Source organism: Pseudomonas sp. TE6288 (assembly GCF_054062095.1).
On sequence record NZ_JBSSEW010000002.1, the window covers coordinates 253,945 to 270,053 of the forward strand.

General features: G+C 59.7%; 14 protein-coding genes. 10 read left to right on the forward strand and 4 right to left on the reverse strand.

The annotated features are described in order from the left end of the window. Positions 1-32: 32 nt before the first annotated feature. The 4 genes from gyrB to dnaA are packed head-to-tail and all read right to left on the reverse strand — an operon-like array spanning position 33 to position 6,247. A complete protein-coding gene (gene gyrB, locus ACVWY1_RS02980) occupies positions 33-2,453 on the reverse strand; it encodes a DNA topoisomerase (ATP-hydrolyzing) subunit B (RefSeq protein WP_110696882.1) in 2,421 nt (806 codons plus the stop codon). 4 nt (positions 2,454-2,457) lie between these two features. After that, positions 2,458-3,561, reverse strand: a complete 1,104-nt coding sequence (recF, locus tag ACVWY1_RS02985) for a DNA replication/repair protein RecF (RefSeq protein ID WP_277502398.1) — start codon at positions 3,559-3,561, stop codon at positions 2,458-2,460. A gap of 15 nt (positions 3,562-3,576) precedes the next feature. Continuing rightward, positions 3,577-4,680, reverse strand: coding sequence for a DNA polymerase III subunit beta (gene dnaN / locus ACVWY1_RS02990; RefSeq protein WP_102683381.1), 1,104 nt, complete (start codon positions 4,678-4,680; stop codon positions 3,577-3,579). Between the two features lie 40 nt (positions 4,681-4,720). Further along, a complete protein-coding gene (dnaA, locus tag ACVWY1_RS02995; RefSeq protein WP_277502399.1) occupies positions 4,721-6,247 on the reverse strand; it encodes a chromosomal replication initiator protein DnaA in 1,527 nt (508 codons plus the stop codon). 594 nt (positions 6,248-6,841) lie between these two features. Here dnaA and rpmH point away from each other — a divergent pair. The 10 genes from rpmH to ACVWY1_RS03045 all read left to right on the forward strand — a co-directional run bounded on the left by rpmH (position 6,842) and on the right by ACVWY1_RS03045 (position 16,097). Continuing rightward, positions 6,842-6,976 (forward strand): 50S ribosomal protein L34, encoded by a 135-nt coding sequence (gene rpmH / locus ACVWY1_RS03000; protein ID WP_003253163.1) that lies wholly within the window; start codon positions 6,842-6,844, stop codon positions 6,974-6,976. A 13-nt stretch (positions 6,977-6,989) separates the two neighbouring features. Further along, positions 6,990-7,391, forward strand: coding sequence for a ribonuclease P protein component (rnpA, locus tag ACVWY1_RS03005; protein ID WP_102683383.1), 402 nt, complete (start codon positions 6,990-6,992; stop codon positions 7,389-7,391). After that, positions 7,384-7,629 (forward strand): membrane protein insertion efficiency factor YidD, encoded by a 246-nt coding sequence (yidD, locus tag ACVWY1_RS03010; RefSeq protein ID WP_011536514.1) that lies wholly within the window; start codon positions 7,384-7,386, stop codon positions 7,627-7,629. The genes rnpA and yidD overlap by 8 nt, the downstream gene beginning before the upstream one ends. A 2-nt stretch (positions 7,630-7,631) precedes the next feature. Further along, the gene (gene yidC, locus ACVWY1_RS03015; protein WP_277502400.1) at positions 7,632-9,314 is read left to right on the forward strand and encodes a membrane protein insertase YidC; all 1,683 of its coding nucleotides are present in this window, start codon (positions 7,632-7,634) and stop codon (positions 9,312-9,314) included. An 83-nt stretch (positions 9,315-9,397) separates the two neighbouring features. After that, positions 9,398-10,771 carry a tRNA uridine-5-carboxymethylaminomethyl(34) synthesis GTPase MnmE gene (gene mnmE, locus ACVWY1_RS03020; RefSeq protein WP_457377756.1) on the forward strand — a complete coding sequence of 458 codons (1,374 nt, stop codon included), beginning with the start codon at positions 9,398-9,400 and terminating at the stop codon, positions 10,769-10,771. A 537-nt stretch (positions 10,772-11,308) separates the two neighbouring features. After that, positions 11,309-13,201 (forward strand): tRNA uridine-5-carboxymethylaminomethyl(34) synthesis enzyme MnmG, encoded by a 1,893-nt coding sequence (gene mnmG / locus ACVWY1_RS03025; RefSeq protein ID WP_457377757.1) that lies wholly within the window; start codon positions 11,309-11,311, stop codon positions 13,199-13,201. Further along, positions 13,198-13,848, forward strand: coding sequence for a 16S rRNA (guanine(527)-N(7))-methyltransferase RsmG (gene rsmG, locus ACVWY1_RS03030; RefSeq protein WP_277502401.1), 651 nt, complete (start codon positions 13,198-13,200; stop codon positions 13,846-13,848). The genes mnmG and rsmG overlap by 4 nt, the downstream gene beginning before the upstream one ends. A gap of 18 nt (positions 13,849-13,866) precedes the next feature. Continuing rightward, on the forward strand, positions 13,867-14,658 hold the full coding sequence (locus tag ACVWY1_RS03035; protein WP_023628558.1) for a ParA family protein: 792 nt from the start codon (positions 13,867-13,869) through the stop codon (positions 14,656-14,658). 9 nt (positions 14,659-14,667) lie between these two features. Continuing rightward, the gene (locus ACVWY1_RS03040; RefSeq protein WP_023628559.1) at positions 14,668-15,540 is read left to right on the forward strand and encodes a ParB/RepB/Spo0J family partition protein; all 873 of its coding nucleotides are present in this window, start codon (positions 14,668-14,670) and stop codon (positions 15,538-15,540) included. A 149-nt stretch (positions 15,541-15,689) separates the two neighbouring features. After that, on the forward strand, positions 15,690-16,097 hold the full coding sequence (locus ACVWY1_RS03045; RefSeq protein ID WP_011536507.1) for a F0F1 ATP synthase subunit I: 408 nt from the start codon (positions 15,690-15,692) through the stop codon (positions 16,095-16,097). The last annotated feature ends 12 nt before the right edge of the window (positions 16,098-16,109 follow it).

The following is a 16,109-nucleotide window of genomic DNA, read 5'->3' on the forward strand; positions in this document are numbered from 1 at the left end:
CTGGGGATTGGCTTTCTGTTACTGCCCGCTTATCAGAAGTCCAGGTTCGACACCGACAGCGCGTTACTTTCGATGAAGTCGCGACGCGGCTCGACTGCATCACCCATCAAGGTGTTGAACAGTTGGTCGGCGGCGATGGCGTCCTCGATAGTTACCTTGAGCATGCGGCGCACAGTCGGGTCCATGGTGGTTTCCCAAAGCTGGTCCGGGTTCATCTCACCCAGCCCTTTGTATCGCTGGATGGTGTGGCGCTTGGTGCTCTCGTTCATCAGCCAGTCGAGGGCTTCCTTGAACTCGGTGACCGCCTTGCGGCGCTCACCGCGCTGAACGTATGCACCTTCACCCAACAACGTACCGAGTTTTTCGCCGAGGGCGACGACGCTGCGGTAGTCATTGCTGCCGAAGAAATCACGGTTGAAAGTGACGTAGCTGGCCAAGCCGTGAGAGGTGGTTTCAACTACCGGCAGCCAGATATTACGTTCCTTGTCCTCGTGCAAGTCAGCCTTGTAGGCCAAACCAGAACGCTGGCTGTTGTCCAGGCGCTGCTGGAACGCCTTGAGCCAATCATCCATCTGCGCCTTGTCAGCCAATTGCTCGACGGTAACTTTTGGCAGGTAGATGAAGTTCTCGGTCAGCTCTTCCGGATACAGGCGCGACAGACGCTTCAGCGTTTTCATCACACCGCGGAACTCGTTGACCAGTGCTTGTAGCTGAACACCAGAGACCGCTGGCGCTGCTTCATCCAGGTGCAGGCTGGCATCTTCCAGGGCCGATTGGGTCATGTATTCTTCCATGGCCTCATCGTCCTTGATGTACTGCTCCTGCTTGCCTTTCTTCACCTTGTACAGCGGTGGCTGAGCGATGTAGATGTAGCCACGCTCGACCAGCTCCGGCAGTTGACGGAAGAAGAAGGTCAGCAGCAGGGTACGGATGTGCGAACCGTCGACGTCAGCATCGGTCATGATGATGATGTTGTGATAGCGCAACTTGTCGATGTTGTACTCTTCGCGGCCGATGCCACAGCCCAGTGCGGTGATCAGCGTGCCAACCTCCTGCGAGGAGATCATCTTGTCGAAGCGTGCCTTCTCGACGTTGAGGATCTTACCCTTCAGCGGCAGGATCGCCTGGGTGCGACGGTTGCGGCCTTGCTTGGCCGAACCACCCGCGGAGTCACCCTCCACCAGGTACAGTTCGGAAAGGGCAGGGTCTTTCTCCTGGCAGTCGGCCAGTTTGCCCGGCAGACCAGCGATATCCAATGCACCTTTACGACGAGTCATCTCGCGTGCTTTACGCGCCGCTTCACGGGCACGTGCGGCATCGATCATCTTGCCGACCACGGCCTTGGCCTCGTTGGGGTTTTCCAACAGGAAGTCGGCGAAGTACTTGTTCATCTCCTGTTCCACGGCGGTCTTCACCTCCGAGGAAACCAGCTTGTCCTTGGTCTGCGAGCTGAACTTCGGATCCGGCACCTTGACCGAAATGATCGCGGTCAAGCCTTCGCGAGCGTCGTCACCGGTGGTGGCAACCTTGTTCTTTTTCGCCAGGCCTTCCTGCTCGATATAGCTGTTCAGGCTACGGGTAAGCGAGGAGCGGAAGCCGACCAGGTGGGTACCACCATCGCGCTGGGGAATGTTGTTGGTGAAGCACAGCAGGTTTTCGTTGAAGCTGTCGTTCCACTGCAGGGCAATTTCAACACCCACGCCATCTTCACGCTGGACGTTGAAGTGGAAGACCTGGGAGTTGACCGGAGTCTTGTTGGTATTCAGGTACTCAACGAAAGCACGCAGGCCACCCTCGTACTTGAAGAACTCCTCCTTGCCGCTGCGCTCATCCTTCAACAGGATACCGACGCCGGAGTTCAGGAACGACAGCTCTCGGATACGCTTGGCGAGGATGTCCCAGCTGAAGTGGATGTTCTTGAAAGTTTCAGCCGAAGGTTTGAAGTGAATGTGGGTACCGGTGGTTTCGCTGTCACCCACCACCGCCATAGGCGCTTGGGGCACGCCATGGACGTAGGTCTGTTCCCAGATCTTACCGCTACGACGAACGGTGAGCACCAGCTGCTCCGACAAAGCATTCACTACCGAGACACCTACACCGTGCAGACCGCCGGACACCTTGTAGGAGTTATCATCGAACTTACCGCCGGCGTGCAGCACGGTCATGATGACCTCTGCTGCCGAAACGCCTTCTTCTTTATGCACATCGACCGGAATACCACGGCCGTTGTCACGAACGCTGATGGATTCGTCCGGATGAATGATGACGGTAATGTCATCGCAATGCCCGGCCAGGGCTTCGTCGATCGAGTTGTCGACCACCTCGAACACCATGTGGTGCAGGCCGCTGCCGTCATCGGTGTCGCCAATGTACATGCCGGGACGTTTGCGTACGGCATCCAGCCCTTTCAGCACTTTAATGCTGGAGGAGTCGTACGTTTGATTTTCGCTCATGCCTTCACTCCCGATGGTCGTGGGTCTGGGTGATACGGCCTTGTTCCACGTGGAACAAGGCAACTGGCGTTTCCGTCTGCCAGCCTTCCCTCAGAAATTCGTGGTCTACACAGGTGATGAACACCTGGCAGTTCAATTCTTCAAGCAAGCGGCACAGGGCGCGGCGGTGCTGCTCGTCCAGCTCGGACGGCAAGTCATCCACCAGATAAATACACTGACCGCGACGAACCTGGCTGACCAGGTGCCCCTGTGCAATGCGCAGGGCGCAGACCACCAACTTCTGCTGCCCACGCGAAAGAATGTCGGCCGCATTGTTCGCGCCCAATCGAAGGCGCAGATCAGCACGCTGTGGCCCGGCCTGGGTGTGGCCCATCTGCTGATCGCGAAGCAGGGAGGCCGCGAGAACTTCATTGAGTTCCCGGTCCTTGTCCCAGCCTCGGTAGTAGCTCAGGGCCAGCCCGTCCAGTTCGACCAGTTCGCTCAGGGTCTGCTCGAAGACAGGCTTCAAGGCCTTGATATAGTTGCGACGGTATTCATCTATCTCCGCACTGGCGAGACATAACTCTCGATCCCAGGCGGCTTGCGAAACGGCGTCCAGTGTACCATGCCGGAGCCATGAGTTCCGCTGCCGCAGGGCCTTCTGCAGGCGCTGCCAGGTAGCCATGAAGCGGGGTTCCACGTGGAACACGCCCCAATCGAGGAACTGCCGGCGCACTTTGGGCGCACCTTCGAGCAGCCGGAAACTGTCCGGGTTGATCAACTGTAATGGCAGCATCTCTGCCAGTTGCGCGGCGCTGCGCGCGTTCTGTCCATCGATGCGAATGGTGAAATCCCCCTGGCGCTCCCGCGACACACCAAGGTTGCTCATACCGCCCTCAGCCAATTCGACCTGGCCGAACACCGTGCAGGTCGGCTGATCGTACTGGATCACCGGGTTTAACCGGGTGCTGCGGAACGAGCGCGCAAGACCGAGCAGGTGCACAGCTTCGAGCACGCTGGTCTTGCCGCTGCCGTTGGCGCCGTAAAGGATGTTGATGCGAGGGGAGGGTGAGAGGGTCACCGGGTGCAGGTTGCGCACCGCGGTGACCGAGAGACGTCGAAGGGACATGTCGCCTGCTACGGGTTACAGACGCATCGGCATGACAACGTAGGACGAGTCGTCATTGCCGGCTTCCTGCAACAAGGCGCTGCTGTTGGAGTCCGACAGAATCAGGCGCACCTGCTCTGTAGTCATCACACCCAGCACGTCCAGCAGGTAGCTGACGTTGAAACCGATCTCCAACGAGCTGCCGTTGTAGTCGACGCTGATCTCTTCTTCCGCTTCTTCCTGTTCCGGGTTGTTGGCCTGGATTTTCAGTTGGCCAGCGGCCAGTTGCAGGCGAATGCCGCGGTACTTCTCGTTGGACAGGATCGCGGTGCGGCTGAACGCTTCGCGCAGTGCCTGACGGTCGCCGATCACCAGCTTGTCGCCACCTTTAGGCAGAACGCGCTCGTAGTCCGGGAACTTGCCGTCCACCAGCTTGGAGGTGAAAGTGAATTCACCGGTGGTGGCACGAATGTGATGCTGGCCCAGAACGATGCTGACCATGCCTTCCGGGTCTGTCAGCAGGCGCGCCAGCTCCAGGATACCTTTGCGCGGCACGATGACCTGATGACGATCAGCTTGGTCGATCGGTGCCTGCATGGCGCACAGCGCCAGGCGATGGCCATCGGTGGCCACGGCACGCAAGGTGCCGGGGGATACTTCCAGCAGCATGCCGTTGAGGTAGTAGCGCACGTCCTGCTGGGCCATGGCGAAGCTGGTGCGTTCGATCAGGCGGCGCAGTTTGCTCTGCTCAAGCTGGCAGGTCAGCGAGCCTGGACCTTCTTCCACGGTCGGGAAGTCATTGGCCGGCAAAGTGGAAAGTGTGAAACGGCTGCGACCGGCCTTGACCAGCAACTTCTGCTCGTCGACCTTGATGTCGATCAGCACATCACTGGGCAGGCTCTTGCAGATGTCCATCAGCTTGCGCGCCGGGACGGTGATCTCGCCCGGTTCAGCCGGTTCTTCCAGCTGTACGCGGCCAACCAGTTCGACTTCCAGGTCGGTACCGGTCAACGACAGCTGCTGGCCTTGCACGACCAGCAGGACGTTGGACAGAACCGGCAAGGTCTGGCGGCGCTCGACGACGCCTGCGACCAGTTGCAGGGGTTTCAACAGGGCTTCGCGTTGAATGGTGAAATGCATGGTCTAGTCCCTTGCCTTCAAATAGCTGCGCAGACGGTCATCAGGTCGTCAGCGTACGCAGCAGGTTCTTGTAGTCCTCGCGGATGTCCGCGTCGGATTCCTTCAATTCATTGATCTTGCGGCAAGCGTGCAACACGGTGGTGTGGTCACGACCGCCGAACATGTCGCCGATCTCCGGCAGACTGTGGTTGGTCAACTCTTTCGACAACGCCATCGCTACCTGCCGTGGCCGCGCCACCGAGCGCGAGCGACGCTTGGACAACAGATCGGAGATCTTGATCTTGTAGTACTCGGCCACCGTGCGCTGGATGTTATCCACACTGACCAGCTTGTCCTGCAGCGCCAACAAGTCCTTGAGCGACTCGCGGATCAGCTCGATGGTGATGTCGCGGCCCATGAAGTGCGAGTGGGCAATCACCCGTTTCAGGGCGCCTTCCAGTTCACGCACATTGGAGCGGATACGCTGGGCGATGAAGAAGGCGGCATCGTGCGGCAACTCGACCTTGGCTTGGTCGGCCTTCTTCATAAGGATGGCCACACGGGTTTCCAGCTCCGGTGGCTCGACGGCGACCGTCAGCCCCCAGCCGAAACGCGACTTCAGGCGCTCTTCCAGGCCTTCGATTTCCTTCGGGTAGCGGTCACTGGTGAGGATCACCTGCTGGCCACCTTCGAGCAGGGCGTTGAAGGTGTGGAAAAACTCTTCCTGCGAGCGCTCCTTGCGGGCGAAGAACTGAATGTCATCGATCAACAGCGCATCGACCGAGCGGTAGAAACGCTTGAACTCATTGATCGCGTTCAGTTGCAGCGCCTTGACCATGTCGGCCACGAAGCGCTCGGAATGCAGGTAGACCACCTTGGCATTCGGATTCTTTTTGAGCAGGTGGTTACCCACAGCGTGCATCAAGTGGGTCTTACCCAGGCCCACGCCCCCATAAAGGAAGAGCGGGTTGTAACCATGCTTGGGGTTGTCGGCGACCTGCCAGGCCGCGGCGCGGGCCAGCTGGTTGGATTTACCCTCGACGAAGGTCTCGAAGGTGAAGGTACGGTTCAGGTAGCTGGTGTGCTTCAAGGCACCTTCGACCTGCACCGTGCGCTGCTCGGTACGCCCGTTGGCCTTCGGGGCCGTGCTGGTGTCGCTCATGCTGTCGAAGCTGTCGCGGCTCAAGGGCTCTTCGACCTCGGCGGCCTGAGTTGGCTCGACCGCTGGAGTGTTCGCATGCTGAACCGCAGCCACCGAAGGCTGCACCTGCGTCTGCTGCGCAAGGGTTGCGGCAACGGCGGCGCTGACAGGTGCGTTGGGGGCAGCACGCGCTGCGGAACTGCGACGGCTGCCTATCAACAAGGAAAGCGCGGGAGCAATGCCGCTGCCCTGTTCACCCAGCAGTTCGAGCAGGCGGCCAAGGTACTTCTCGTTGACCCAATCAAGCACGAAGCGGTTGGGCGCATAGACGCGCAACTCGTCGCCTTCGGCTTCGACCTGTAGCGGACGGATCCAGGTGTTGAATTGCTGGGCAGGCAGTTCATCGCGCAGAAGCTCCACGCACTGCTGCCAAAGTTCCACTGACACGGATATCCCCTGAGTTGAAAGCCGGATGAGGCAAAACAAACCGCCATTGTACCGGGCAGGCGACCAGTTATCCACACGTGGTGGCGATCGCGATCACGGTAAAACCGCCAAAAACTGACGCTTACATCACGCAAGCAGTGTTGATAAGCCCTGTGGATAAGCGCACCTGTGGGCTATGCACAACCCAGGGTTGAGGTCTGTGGATAAAACCTCTGTGGATAAACACCCATTCACTCCACAGGTTGTCCTCATGGCCCGCACAGCCAGAGCACCCTTTACCGACAAGGTTGTGGATCTCTGTACAGCTCGTAAAACGTGACCTTGAGGCACTTATCCACAGAAGATTGCCCAGCTAAGATCTATAAGTTCTTCAAAAAAGCTTTTTATATGCCTCTTTGTTTTTTCTGTTTGCCTGCGTTTTGTCCACGCGGGCAAACGGCCATCGTTCGAGGGAGATTCGATCTACCCTGATTCGACCTTCCATAAGGAATGGCTGGTTGGAAATTGACCTATTGCCTTGCTTTCTCTAGAATCGCCGATCTCTTAAAAAGGGGGCCCTTCCGGCCCGTTGTCGACCAACCCAGGTAACACGCCATGAAACGTACTTTCCAACCAAGCACCATCAAGCGCGCCCGCACCCACGGTTTCCGTGCCCGTATGGCTACCAAGAACGGCCGTGCCGTTCTGTCGCGTCGCCGTGCCAAAGGCCGTAAGCGTCTGGCAATTTGATTTTTCGGCACAGGTGGTGAGTCAGGACTTCAGTCGGGAAAAGCGACTGCTTACACCCCGGCATTTCAAAGCGGTCTTCGACTCCCCAACCGGCAAGGTTCCAGGGAAAAACCTGCTTATCCTTGCCCGCGAGAACGGCCTCGATCATCCGCGCCTAGGCCTGGTGATCGGCAAGAAGAGCGTCAAGCTCGCCGTTCAACGCAATCGCCTGAAACGCCTGATGCGCGATTCGTTTCGCCTGAACCAGCAGCTGTTGGCTGGCCTGGACATCGTGATCGTCGCGCGCAAGGGGTTGGGCGAAGTGGAAAACCCAGAATTGCACCAACACTTTGGCAAGCTCTGGAAGCGACTGGTCCGCAGTCGGCCCTCTCCAGCGGTCGCCAATTCCGCAGGGGTAGACAGTCACGATGCGTAAACTGGCCCTCGTTCCGATCCAGTTTTACCGTTACGCCATCAGTCCACTGATGGCCAGTCACTGTCGTTTCTATCCCAGCTGTTCCTGTTACGCCTATGAAGCCATTGAAAACCATGGCCTCTTGCGTGGTGGGTGGCTGGCCGTTCGTCGCCTGGGGCGTTGTCATCCGTGGAACGACGGCGGTTTCGATCCCGTTCCACCAGCTCCTTCCTCCCGAACTTCTTCGATAGCCGAGTAATCATGGATATTAAACGCACGATCCTGATCGTCGCCCTGGCAATCGTGTCCTATGTCATGGTCCTCAAATGGAACCAGGACTACGGCCAGGCTGCCCTGCCGACTCAGAATGCTGCTGCCAGCAATGCTGCCCCGGCCCTGCCGGACACCGTGCCGGCCGGCAACTCCGGTGCAAGCGCCGATGTGCCGAGCGCCAATGCTGAATCCAGCCCAGCCGAACTGGCGCCAGTGGCGCTCAGCAAGGACCTGATCCGGATCAAGACCGACGTCCTGGACCTGGCTATCGACCCGGTCGGTGGTGACATCGTCCAACTGACCCTGCCTAAGTACCCACGTCGCCAGGATCATCCAGATATTCCGTTCCAGCTGTTCGACAACGGTGGCGAACGTGTGTATCTGGCCCAGAGTGGCCTGACCGGCGCCAACGGTCCGGACGCCCGCGCCACTGGTCGACCGCTGTACGCCGCAGAGCAGAAGAGCTTCCAGCTGGCCGACGGCCAGGACCAACTGTCGGTCGACCTGAAGTTCAGCGAGAACGGCGTCAACTACATCAAGCGCTTCAGCTTCAAGCGCGGTGAGTATGACCTGACCGTCAGCTACCTGATCGACAACCAGAGTGCTCAGGCCTGGACCGGCAACATGTTTGCCCAGCTCAAGCGTGACGCCAGCTCCGATCCGTCGTCGAGCACCGCCACCGGTACCGCCACCTACCTCGGCGCGGCCCTGTGGACAGCTTCCGAGCCGTACAAGAAAGTGTCGATGAAAGACATCGACAAGGGTAGTTTGAAAGAAAATGTGACTGGCGGCTGGGTAGCCTGGCTGCAGCACTACTTCGTGACAGCCTGGATCCCGACCCACTCGGACAACAACGCCGTCCAGACCCGCAAGGACAGCCAAGGCAACTACATCATCGGCTATACCGGCCCGGCGCTTAACGTCCCTGCCGGCGGCAAGGTCGAAACCAGCGCCATGCTGTATGCCGGCCCGAAGATCCAGTCCAAGCTCAAGGAGTTGTCCCCAGGCCTGGAACTGACCGTCGACTACGGCTTCCTGTGGTTCATCGCACAGCCGATCTTCTGGCTGCTGCAACATATCCACAGCCTGCTGGGCAACTGGGGCTGGTCGATCATCGTCCTGACCATGTTGATCAAGGGCCTGTTCTTCCCGCTGTCGGCCGCCAGCTACCGCTCGATGGCGCGCATGCGTGCCGTGGCGCCAAAACTGGCCCAGCTCAAGGAACGCTTCGGTGATGATCGCCAGAAGATGTCCCAGGCGATGATGGAGCTGTACAAGAAAGAGAAGATCAACCCGCTGGGCGGCTGCCTGCCGATCCTGGTGCAGATGCCGGTGTTCCTGGCCCTGTACTGGGTGCTGCTGGAAAGCGTCGAGATGCGCCAAGCCCCGTGGATGCTGTGGATCACCGACCTGTCGATCAAGGATCCGTTCTTCATCCTGCCGATCATCATGGGTGCCACGATGTTCATCCAGCAGCGCCTGAACCCGACCCCGCCCGATCCTATGCAGGCGAAGGTAATGAAAATGATGCCGATCATCTTCACCTTCTTCTTCCTGTGGTTCCCGGCTGGTCTGGTGCTGTACTGGGTTGTGAACAACTGCCTGTCGATCGGACAGCAGTGGTACATCACTCGTCGTATCGAGGCTGCGACCAAGAACGCAGCCGCTTGACGGGCTGCTACGCTAGCCTGTGAACAAAAACGCCCCCCTGGGGCGTTTTTGCTATCTGTCGTATTCGTTGTAGAGGTTCGAGCATGAACACAGTGCGTGAAACCATTGCCGCCATCGCCACCGCCCAGGGCCGTGGCGGGGTAGGCATCGTCAGATTGTCCGGCCCGCTGGCCCACCATGCCGGGCAAGTCATTACCGGACGCAATACGCTGAACCCGCGGCATGCCCATTACGGCCCGTTCCGCGATGACGATGGCCTGGTGCTGGATGAAGGGATCGCGCTGTTCTTCCCCGGGCCGAACTCGTTCACCGGCGAAGATGTGCTGGAGCTGCAAGGCCACGGCGGCCCGGTAGTCATGGACATGCTGCTGCAACGTTGCCTGCAGCTCGGTTGCCGGCTGGCACGTCCAGGGGAATTCAGCGAGCGAGCGTTCCTCAACGACAAGCTCGACCTGGCCCAGGCCGAGGCAATCGCCGACCTGATCGAAGCCAGCTCCACGCAGGCTGCGCGCAATGCCTTGCGTTCCCTGCAGGGGGCATTCTCCAAGCGTGTGCATGGCCTCACCGAAGCTCTGATCGCCCTGCGCATCTATGTCGAAGCCGCCATCGACTTCCCAGAGGAAGAGATCGACTTTCTTGCCGATGGCCATGTGCTGCGCATGCTCGATGAGGTGCGTGACACGTTATCCACAGTTCAGCGCGAAGCGGGGCAAGGCGCATTGCTTCGCGACGGCATGACCGTAGTGATCGCAGGCCGGCCGAACGCCGGCAAGTCGAGCTTGCTCAACCAGTTGGCCGGGCGTGAAGCGGCAATTGTCACCGATATCGCTGGCACCACTCGGGATATTCTTCGCGAACATATCCACATCGACGGCATGCCGCTGCATGTGCTCGACACCGCAGGCTTGCGCGACACCGATGACCATGTGGAAAAGATCGGTGTGGAACGGGCGCTCAAGGCCATCGCCGAGGCCGACCGTGTGCTCCTGGTGGTCGATTCGACGGCACCGGAAGCCAGTGATCCGTTTGCCTTGTGGCCAGAGTTTCTCGATCAGCGCCCCGACGTGGCCAAGGTCACCCTCATTCGCAACAAGGCGGATCTCAGTGGTGAGGTCGTGGGCCTGGAGCAAAGCGACGATGGGCACGTCACCATCACCCTCAGCGCCCGGGACAGCGACATGGGCCTGGATCTGCTGCGTGAGCATCTCAAGGCTTGCATGGGCTATGAACAAACCGCCGAAAGCAGCTTCAGCGCTCGTCGCCGGCATCTGGAGGCGCTACGCCAGGCCAGTGCCCACCTCGAGCATGGCCGTGCGCAGCTGACCCTCGCCGGTGCCGGTGAGCTGCTTGCAGAGGATCTGCGCCAGGCACAGCAAGTGCTGGGTGAAATTACCGGAGCATTCAGCTCGGATGACCTGCTGGGCCGGATTTTCTCCAGCTTCTGCATTGGTAAGTGATCCCATAGGGTTCGATTCGCAACAAAGCCGCTCTCTGGAGCGGCTTTTTTTTGCCCGCGATTCGTGTTGGTACGGGTCATTGCAAGCAGACCAGCAACCAAGGACGACACGCGCCGCGGAAAAAATTTCATCAACAGCGCCCCGCACGCCTGGATAAGCTCTGTGGAAAACTCGACCTCAGCTCCGTTGATAACCAGGCTTTTTTTCTGAGGACAAACCTGCCTGTGGGTAACAGCATGATTCATCCACAGGTTAAACAGCGGTATCCAGAGCCCCCAGGGCCACTTCGACACAGGGTTTTTATTCTCTGTACACATTGATATGTATGGGCTGCAGAGACTTATGCACAGATAGGTTGGTGCCTAAACATAAACATAAAAACAAAGCTTTTTTAAATTTTTCCTCTTTGTTTTCTTTTACCTGCCACTCATCCACAGCCTGGTCAAATTTTGCTCAGAAGGTTTCTTTGAAGGGCGGGAAGTCCCTATACTTGTCGGCTTACCTTCTCTATTCGCAAAAACAGGCACGAGGTGCGTGGTGGATTTCCCTTCCCGTTTTGAAGTGATCGTCATCGGCGGCGGCCATGCCGGTACCGAGGCTGCGCTTGCGTCCGCACGCATGGGTGTGAAAACCCTGCTGCTGACCCATAACGTGGAAACCCTCGGTCACATGAGCTGCAACCCGGCCATCGGTGGCATTGGCAAGAGCCACCTGGTCAAGGAAATCGATGCGCTCGGCGGCGCGATGGCGCTGGCCACCGACAAGAGCGGCATCCAGTTCCGCGTTCTGAACAACCGCAAGGGCCCGGCGGTACGCGCCACCCGCGCACAGGCGGACCGCGCCATCTACAAGGCCGTGGTACGTGAAATCCTGGAAAACCAGCCGAACCTGTGGATATTCCAGCAGTCGTGCGATGACCTGATCGTCGAGCAGGACCAGGTCAAGGGCGTGGTCACGCAAATGGGCCTGCGGTTCTTCGCCGACTCCGTGGTACTGACCAGCGGGACTTTCCTCGGTGGACTTATCCACATTGGTTTGCAGAACTATTCCGGTGGCCGCGCAGGCGATCCGCCCGCCAATGCCCTGGCCAACCGCATGCGTGAATTGCCGCTGCGTGTTGGCCGGCTGAAAACCGGAACCCCGCCGCGCATCGATGGCCGTTCGGTGGACTTCTCGGTGATGACCGAGCAACCGGGCGATACGCCGATCCCGGTAATGTCGTTCATGGGCAACGCCGACATGCATCCGCGTCAGGTGAGCTGCTGGATTACCCACACCAACGCCCGCACCCACGAGATCATTGCCTCGAACCTCGACCGTTCGCCGATGTACTCGGGGGTGATCGAAGGTATCGGCCCGCGTTATTGCCCGTCGATCGAGGACAAGATCCATCGCTTCGCCGACAAGGAAAGCCACCAGGTGTTCATCGAGCCGGAAGGCCTGACCACCCATGAGCTGTACCCCAACGGTATTTCCACGTCGTTGCCGTTCGACGTGCAGCTCGAGATCGTCCGCTCGATCCGCGGCATGGAGAACGCCCACATCGTGCGCCCGGGCTATGCCATCGAGTACGACTACTTCGATCCACGCGACCTGAAGTACAGCCTCGAGACCAAGGTCATCGGCGGCCTGTTCTTCGCAGGGCAGATCAACGGCACCACCGGCTACGAAGAAGCCGGTGCCCAAGGCCTGCTGGCCGGGACCAACGCCGCGCTGCGCGCCCAGGGCCGTGAAAGCTGGTGCCCGCGTCGCGACGAGGCGTACATCGGCGTGCTGGTCGACGACCTGATCACCCTCGGCACCCAAGAGCCGTACCGCATGTTCACTTCGCGAGCCGAATACCGGCTGATCCTGCGCGAAGACAACGCCGACCTGCGCCTGACCGAGAAGGGCCGTGAACTCGGCTTGATCGACGATGAGCGCTGGGCGGCCTTCAGCGCCAAACGCGAAGGCATCGAGCGAGAAGAACAACGCCTGAAAAGTACCTGGGTGCGCCCGAACACGCCGCAAGGCCAGGCCATTGTGGATAAGTTCGGCACGCCATTGGCGCATGAGTACAGCCTGCTCAACCTGCTTGCCCGCCCTGAAATCGACTACGCTGGCCTGATCGAGGCAACCGGCGGCGAGAACATCGATCCACAGGTCGCCGAGCAGGTCCAGATCAGGACCAAGTACGCCGGCTACATCGACCGTCAGCAGGAAGAGATTGCCCGCCTGCGCGCCAGTGAGGACACGCGTCTGCCTGTGGATATCGACTACACGACCATCTCCGGGCTGTCCAAGGAGATCCAGGGCAAGCTCGGCGACACCCGGCCAGAGACCCTGGGCCAGGCTTCGCGTATTCCCGGCGTCACCCCGGCGGCGATTTCCCTGTTGTTGATTCACTTGAAAAAACGCGGCGCAGGCCGCGAATTGGAGCAAAGCGCTTGAGTTCCCCGGTCACCCCGCAACATGCCGAAGAGTTGTCCACAGGTGCGCGTCAGCTTGGTGTCGAGCTGACCGCGCAGCAGCACGAACTGCTGCTGGGCTACCTGGCCCTGTTGATCAAATGGAACAAGGCCTACAACCTGACGGCCGTGCGCGACCCCGACGAGATGGTCTCGCGTCACTTGCTCGACAGCCTCAGCGTCATGCCGTTTATCCACAACGACACCCAGCGTTGGCTGGATGTCGGCAGCGGCGGCGGCATGCCGGGCATACCGCTGGCCATCCTGCATCCGCACAAGCAGGTGACGGTGCTCGACAGCAACGGCAAGAAGACGCGCTTCCTCACCCAGGTGAAGATGGAGCTGAAACTGGACAACCTCACGGTTATCCACAGCCGGGTGGAAGAGGTCCAGCCCGAGCAGCTGTTCTGCGGGATCGTCTCCCGGGCCTTCAGCAGCATGGAGAATTTCACCAACTGGACCCGCCACCTGGGTGACAGCCGCACGCAATGGCTTGCAATGAAGGGGCTGCATCCTGCCGATGAACTGGTAGCATTGCCCGCAGACTTCACAGTGGAAAGCGAGCAGGCCCTGACCGTTCCAGGTTGCCAGGGCCAGCGCCATCTGCTGATACTGCGCCGCAAGGCATGACTGGGAACACGAGCAACAATGGCTAAGGTATTCGCAATCGCGAACCAGAAGGGTGGTGTGGGCAAGACCACCACCTGCATCAATCTCGCCGCATCGCTGGCCGCGACCAAGCGTCGCGTGCTGCTGATCGACCTCGATCCACAGGGCAACGCCACCATGGGCAGCGGTGTGGATAAGCACGAGCTCGAGCATTCGGTGTACGACCTGCTGATCGGGGAATGCGACCTGGCCCAGGCCATGCACTACTCCGAACACGGTGGTTACCAGCTGTTGCCGGCCAACCGCGACCTGACCGCCGCCGAAGTGGTGCTGCTGGAAATGCAGATGAAGGAGAGCCGTCTGCGCAACGCGTTGGCGCCGATCCGCGAGAACTACGACTACATCCTCATCGACTGCCCGCCGTCGCTGTCGATGCTGACGCTCAATGCGCTGGTCGCCTCCGATGGCGTGATCATCCCCATGCAGTGCGAGTATTACGCGCTGGAAGGGTTGAGCGACCTTGTGGATAACATCAAGCGCATCGCCGCCCGGTTGAACCCGGAGCTGAAGATCGAAGGCCTGCTGCGGACCATGTACGACCCGCGTCTGAGCCTGAACAACGATGTTTCGGCGCAGCTCAAGGAGCATTTTGGCGAGCAGCTGTACGATACGGTGATCCCGCGCAACATCCGCCTGGCGGAGGCGCCGAGCTTCGGCATGCCGGCACTGGCCTACGACAAGCAATCCCGTGGCGCGCTCGCCTATCTGGCGCTGGCCGGGGAACTGGTCCGTCGGCAGCGTCGTCCCTCACGCATTGCACAAACAACTTAAGGAATCCGCATGGCCATCAAGAAACGCGGTCTCGGACGTGGGTTGGATGCACTGCTCAGTGGTCCTTCCGTCAGCGCGCTCGAAGCGCAGGCTGTCAAGATCGACCAGAAGGAACTGCAACACCTGCCGGTCGAGCTGATCCAGCGCGGCAAGTACCAGCCGCGTCGCGACATGGATCCCGAGGCGCTGGAAGAACTGGCGCACTCGATCCGCACCCATGGCGTCATGCAACCGATCGTGGTTCGCCCGATCGGTGACAACCGCTACGAGATCATCGCCGGTGAGCGCCGCTGGCGCGCCACCCAGCAGGCTGGCCTGGATACCGTGCCGGCCATGGTCCGCGAGGTACCCGACGAAGCCGCCATCGCCATGGCGCTGATCGAGAACATCCAGCGCGAGGACCTCAACCCGCTGGAAGAGGCGCTCGCCCTGCAGCGCCTGCAGCAGGAATTCGAACTGACGCAGCAGCAGGTGGCCGATGCCGTCGGCAAGTCGCGGGTCACCGTGGCCAACCTGTTGCGTCTGATCTCGTTGCCCGAGGCGATCAAGACCATGCTCGCCCATGGCGACCTGGAGATGGGCCACGCCCGCGCCTTGCTCGGCCTTGAGGAAGATCGGCAGGAAGAAGGGGCGCGTCATGTTGTCGCACGCGGCCTCACCGTGCGCCAGACCGAGGCACTGGTGCGTCAGTGGCTCAGTGGCAAACCTGAGCCGGTCGAGGCGAGCAAACCTGATCCGGATATCACGCGTCTTGAACAGCGTCTGGCAGAGCGCCTGGGCTCGGCGGTACAAATTCGCCATGGCAACAAGGGCAAAGGCCAGTTGGTTATTCGCTACAACTCCCTTGACGAGTTGCAAGGCGTGCTTGCTCACATCCGCTGAAACAATTCCTGTTGTAGCGCGCAGTCGGAAATCACTACCCAAGAGTTGAATAGGGGTTAATCCACCCCTATACTCTGCGCGCATTTTGTCGGCACAAATTATGCCAAGTCATTGTTGACGAGGCGGTCGACATTCGAGGAGCAGTTGTGATGGAAATCCGCACGCCAAACCGCCTGCCTTTCCATCGCTGGGCGGTTTTTCCGGTACTGCTGGCTCAATTTGTCGTACTGCTGCTGGCAACGCTGGTGTTGTGGCAGTGGAAAGGGGTAGTCAGTGGATATTCAGGCCTTTGCGGAGGTTTGATTGCCTGGTTGCCCAATGTGTATTTCGCCTGGAAGGCTTTTCGCTTCAGCGGAGCCCGGGCGGCGCAGGCCATCGTCAAGTCGTTTTACGCGGGCGAGGCAGGCAAGATGATTTTGACGGCAGTGCTGTTTGCACTGACCTTCGCAGGAGTGAAGCCATTGGCGCCGTTGGCAGTATTCGGCGTCTTCGTGCTGACCCTTTTGGTCAGCTGGTTCGCGCCCCTGCTGATGAATAAAAGACTTTCGAGACCTTAGGGCGTTTGAGGC

Bases quoted from the DNA above. Each gene is read 5' to 3' on its own strand.
- gyrB (WP_110696882.1), bottom strand. From the start codon at position 2,453: ATGAGCGAAAATCAAACGTACGACTCCTCCAGCATTAAAGTGCTGAAA.
- recF (WP_277502398.1), bottom strand. From the start codon at position 3,561: ATGTCCCTTCGACGTCTCTCGGTCACCGCGGTGCGCAACCTGCACCCG.
- dnaN (WP_102683381.1), bottom strand. From the start codon at position 4,680: ATGCATTTCACCATTCAACGCGAAGCCCTGTTGAAACCCCTGCAACTG.
- rpmH (WP_003253163.1), top strand. From the start codon at position 6,842: ATGAAACGTACTTTCCAACCAAGCACCATCAAGCGCGCCCGCACCCAC.
- yidD (WP_011536514.1), top strand. From the start codon at position 7,384: ATGCGTAAACTGGCCCTCGTTCCGATCCAGTTTTACCGTTACGCCATC.
- yidC (WP_277502400.1), top strand. From the start codon at position 7,632: ATGGATATTAAACGCACGATCCTGATCGTCGCCCTGGCAATCGTGTCC.
- mnmE (WP_457377756.1), top strand. From the start codon at position 9,398: ATGAACACAGTGCGTGAAACCATTGCCGCCATCGCCACCGCCCAGGGC.
- ACVWY1_RS03035 (WP_023628558.1), top strand. From the start codon at position 13,867: ATGGCTAAGGTATTCGCAATCGCGAACCAGAAGGGTGGTGTGGGCAAG.
- ACVWY1_RS03040 (WP_023628559.1), top strand. From the start codon at position 14,668: ATGGCCATCAAGAAACGCGGTCTCGGACGTGGGTTGGATGCACTGCTC.
- ACVWY1_RS03045 (WP_011536507.1), top strand. From the start codon at position 15,690: ATGGAAATCCGCACGCCAAACCGCCTGCCTTTCCATCGCTGGGCGGTT.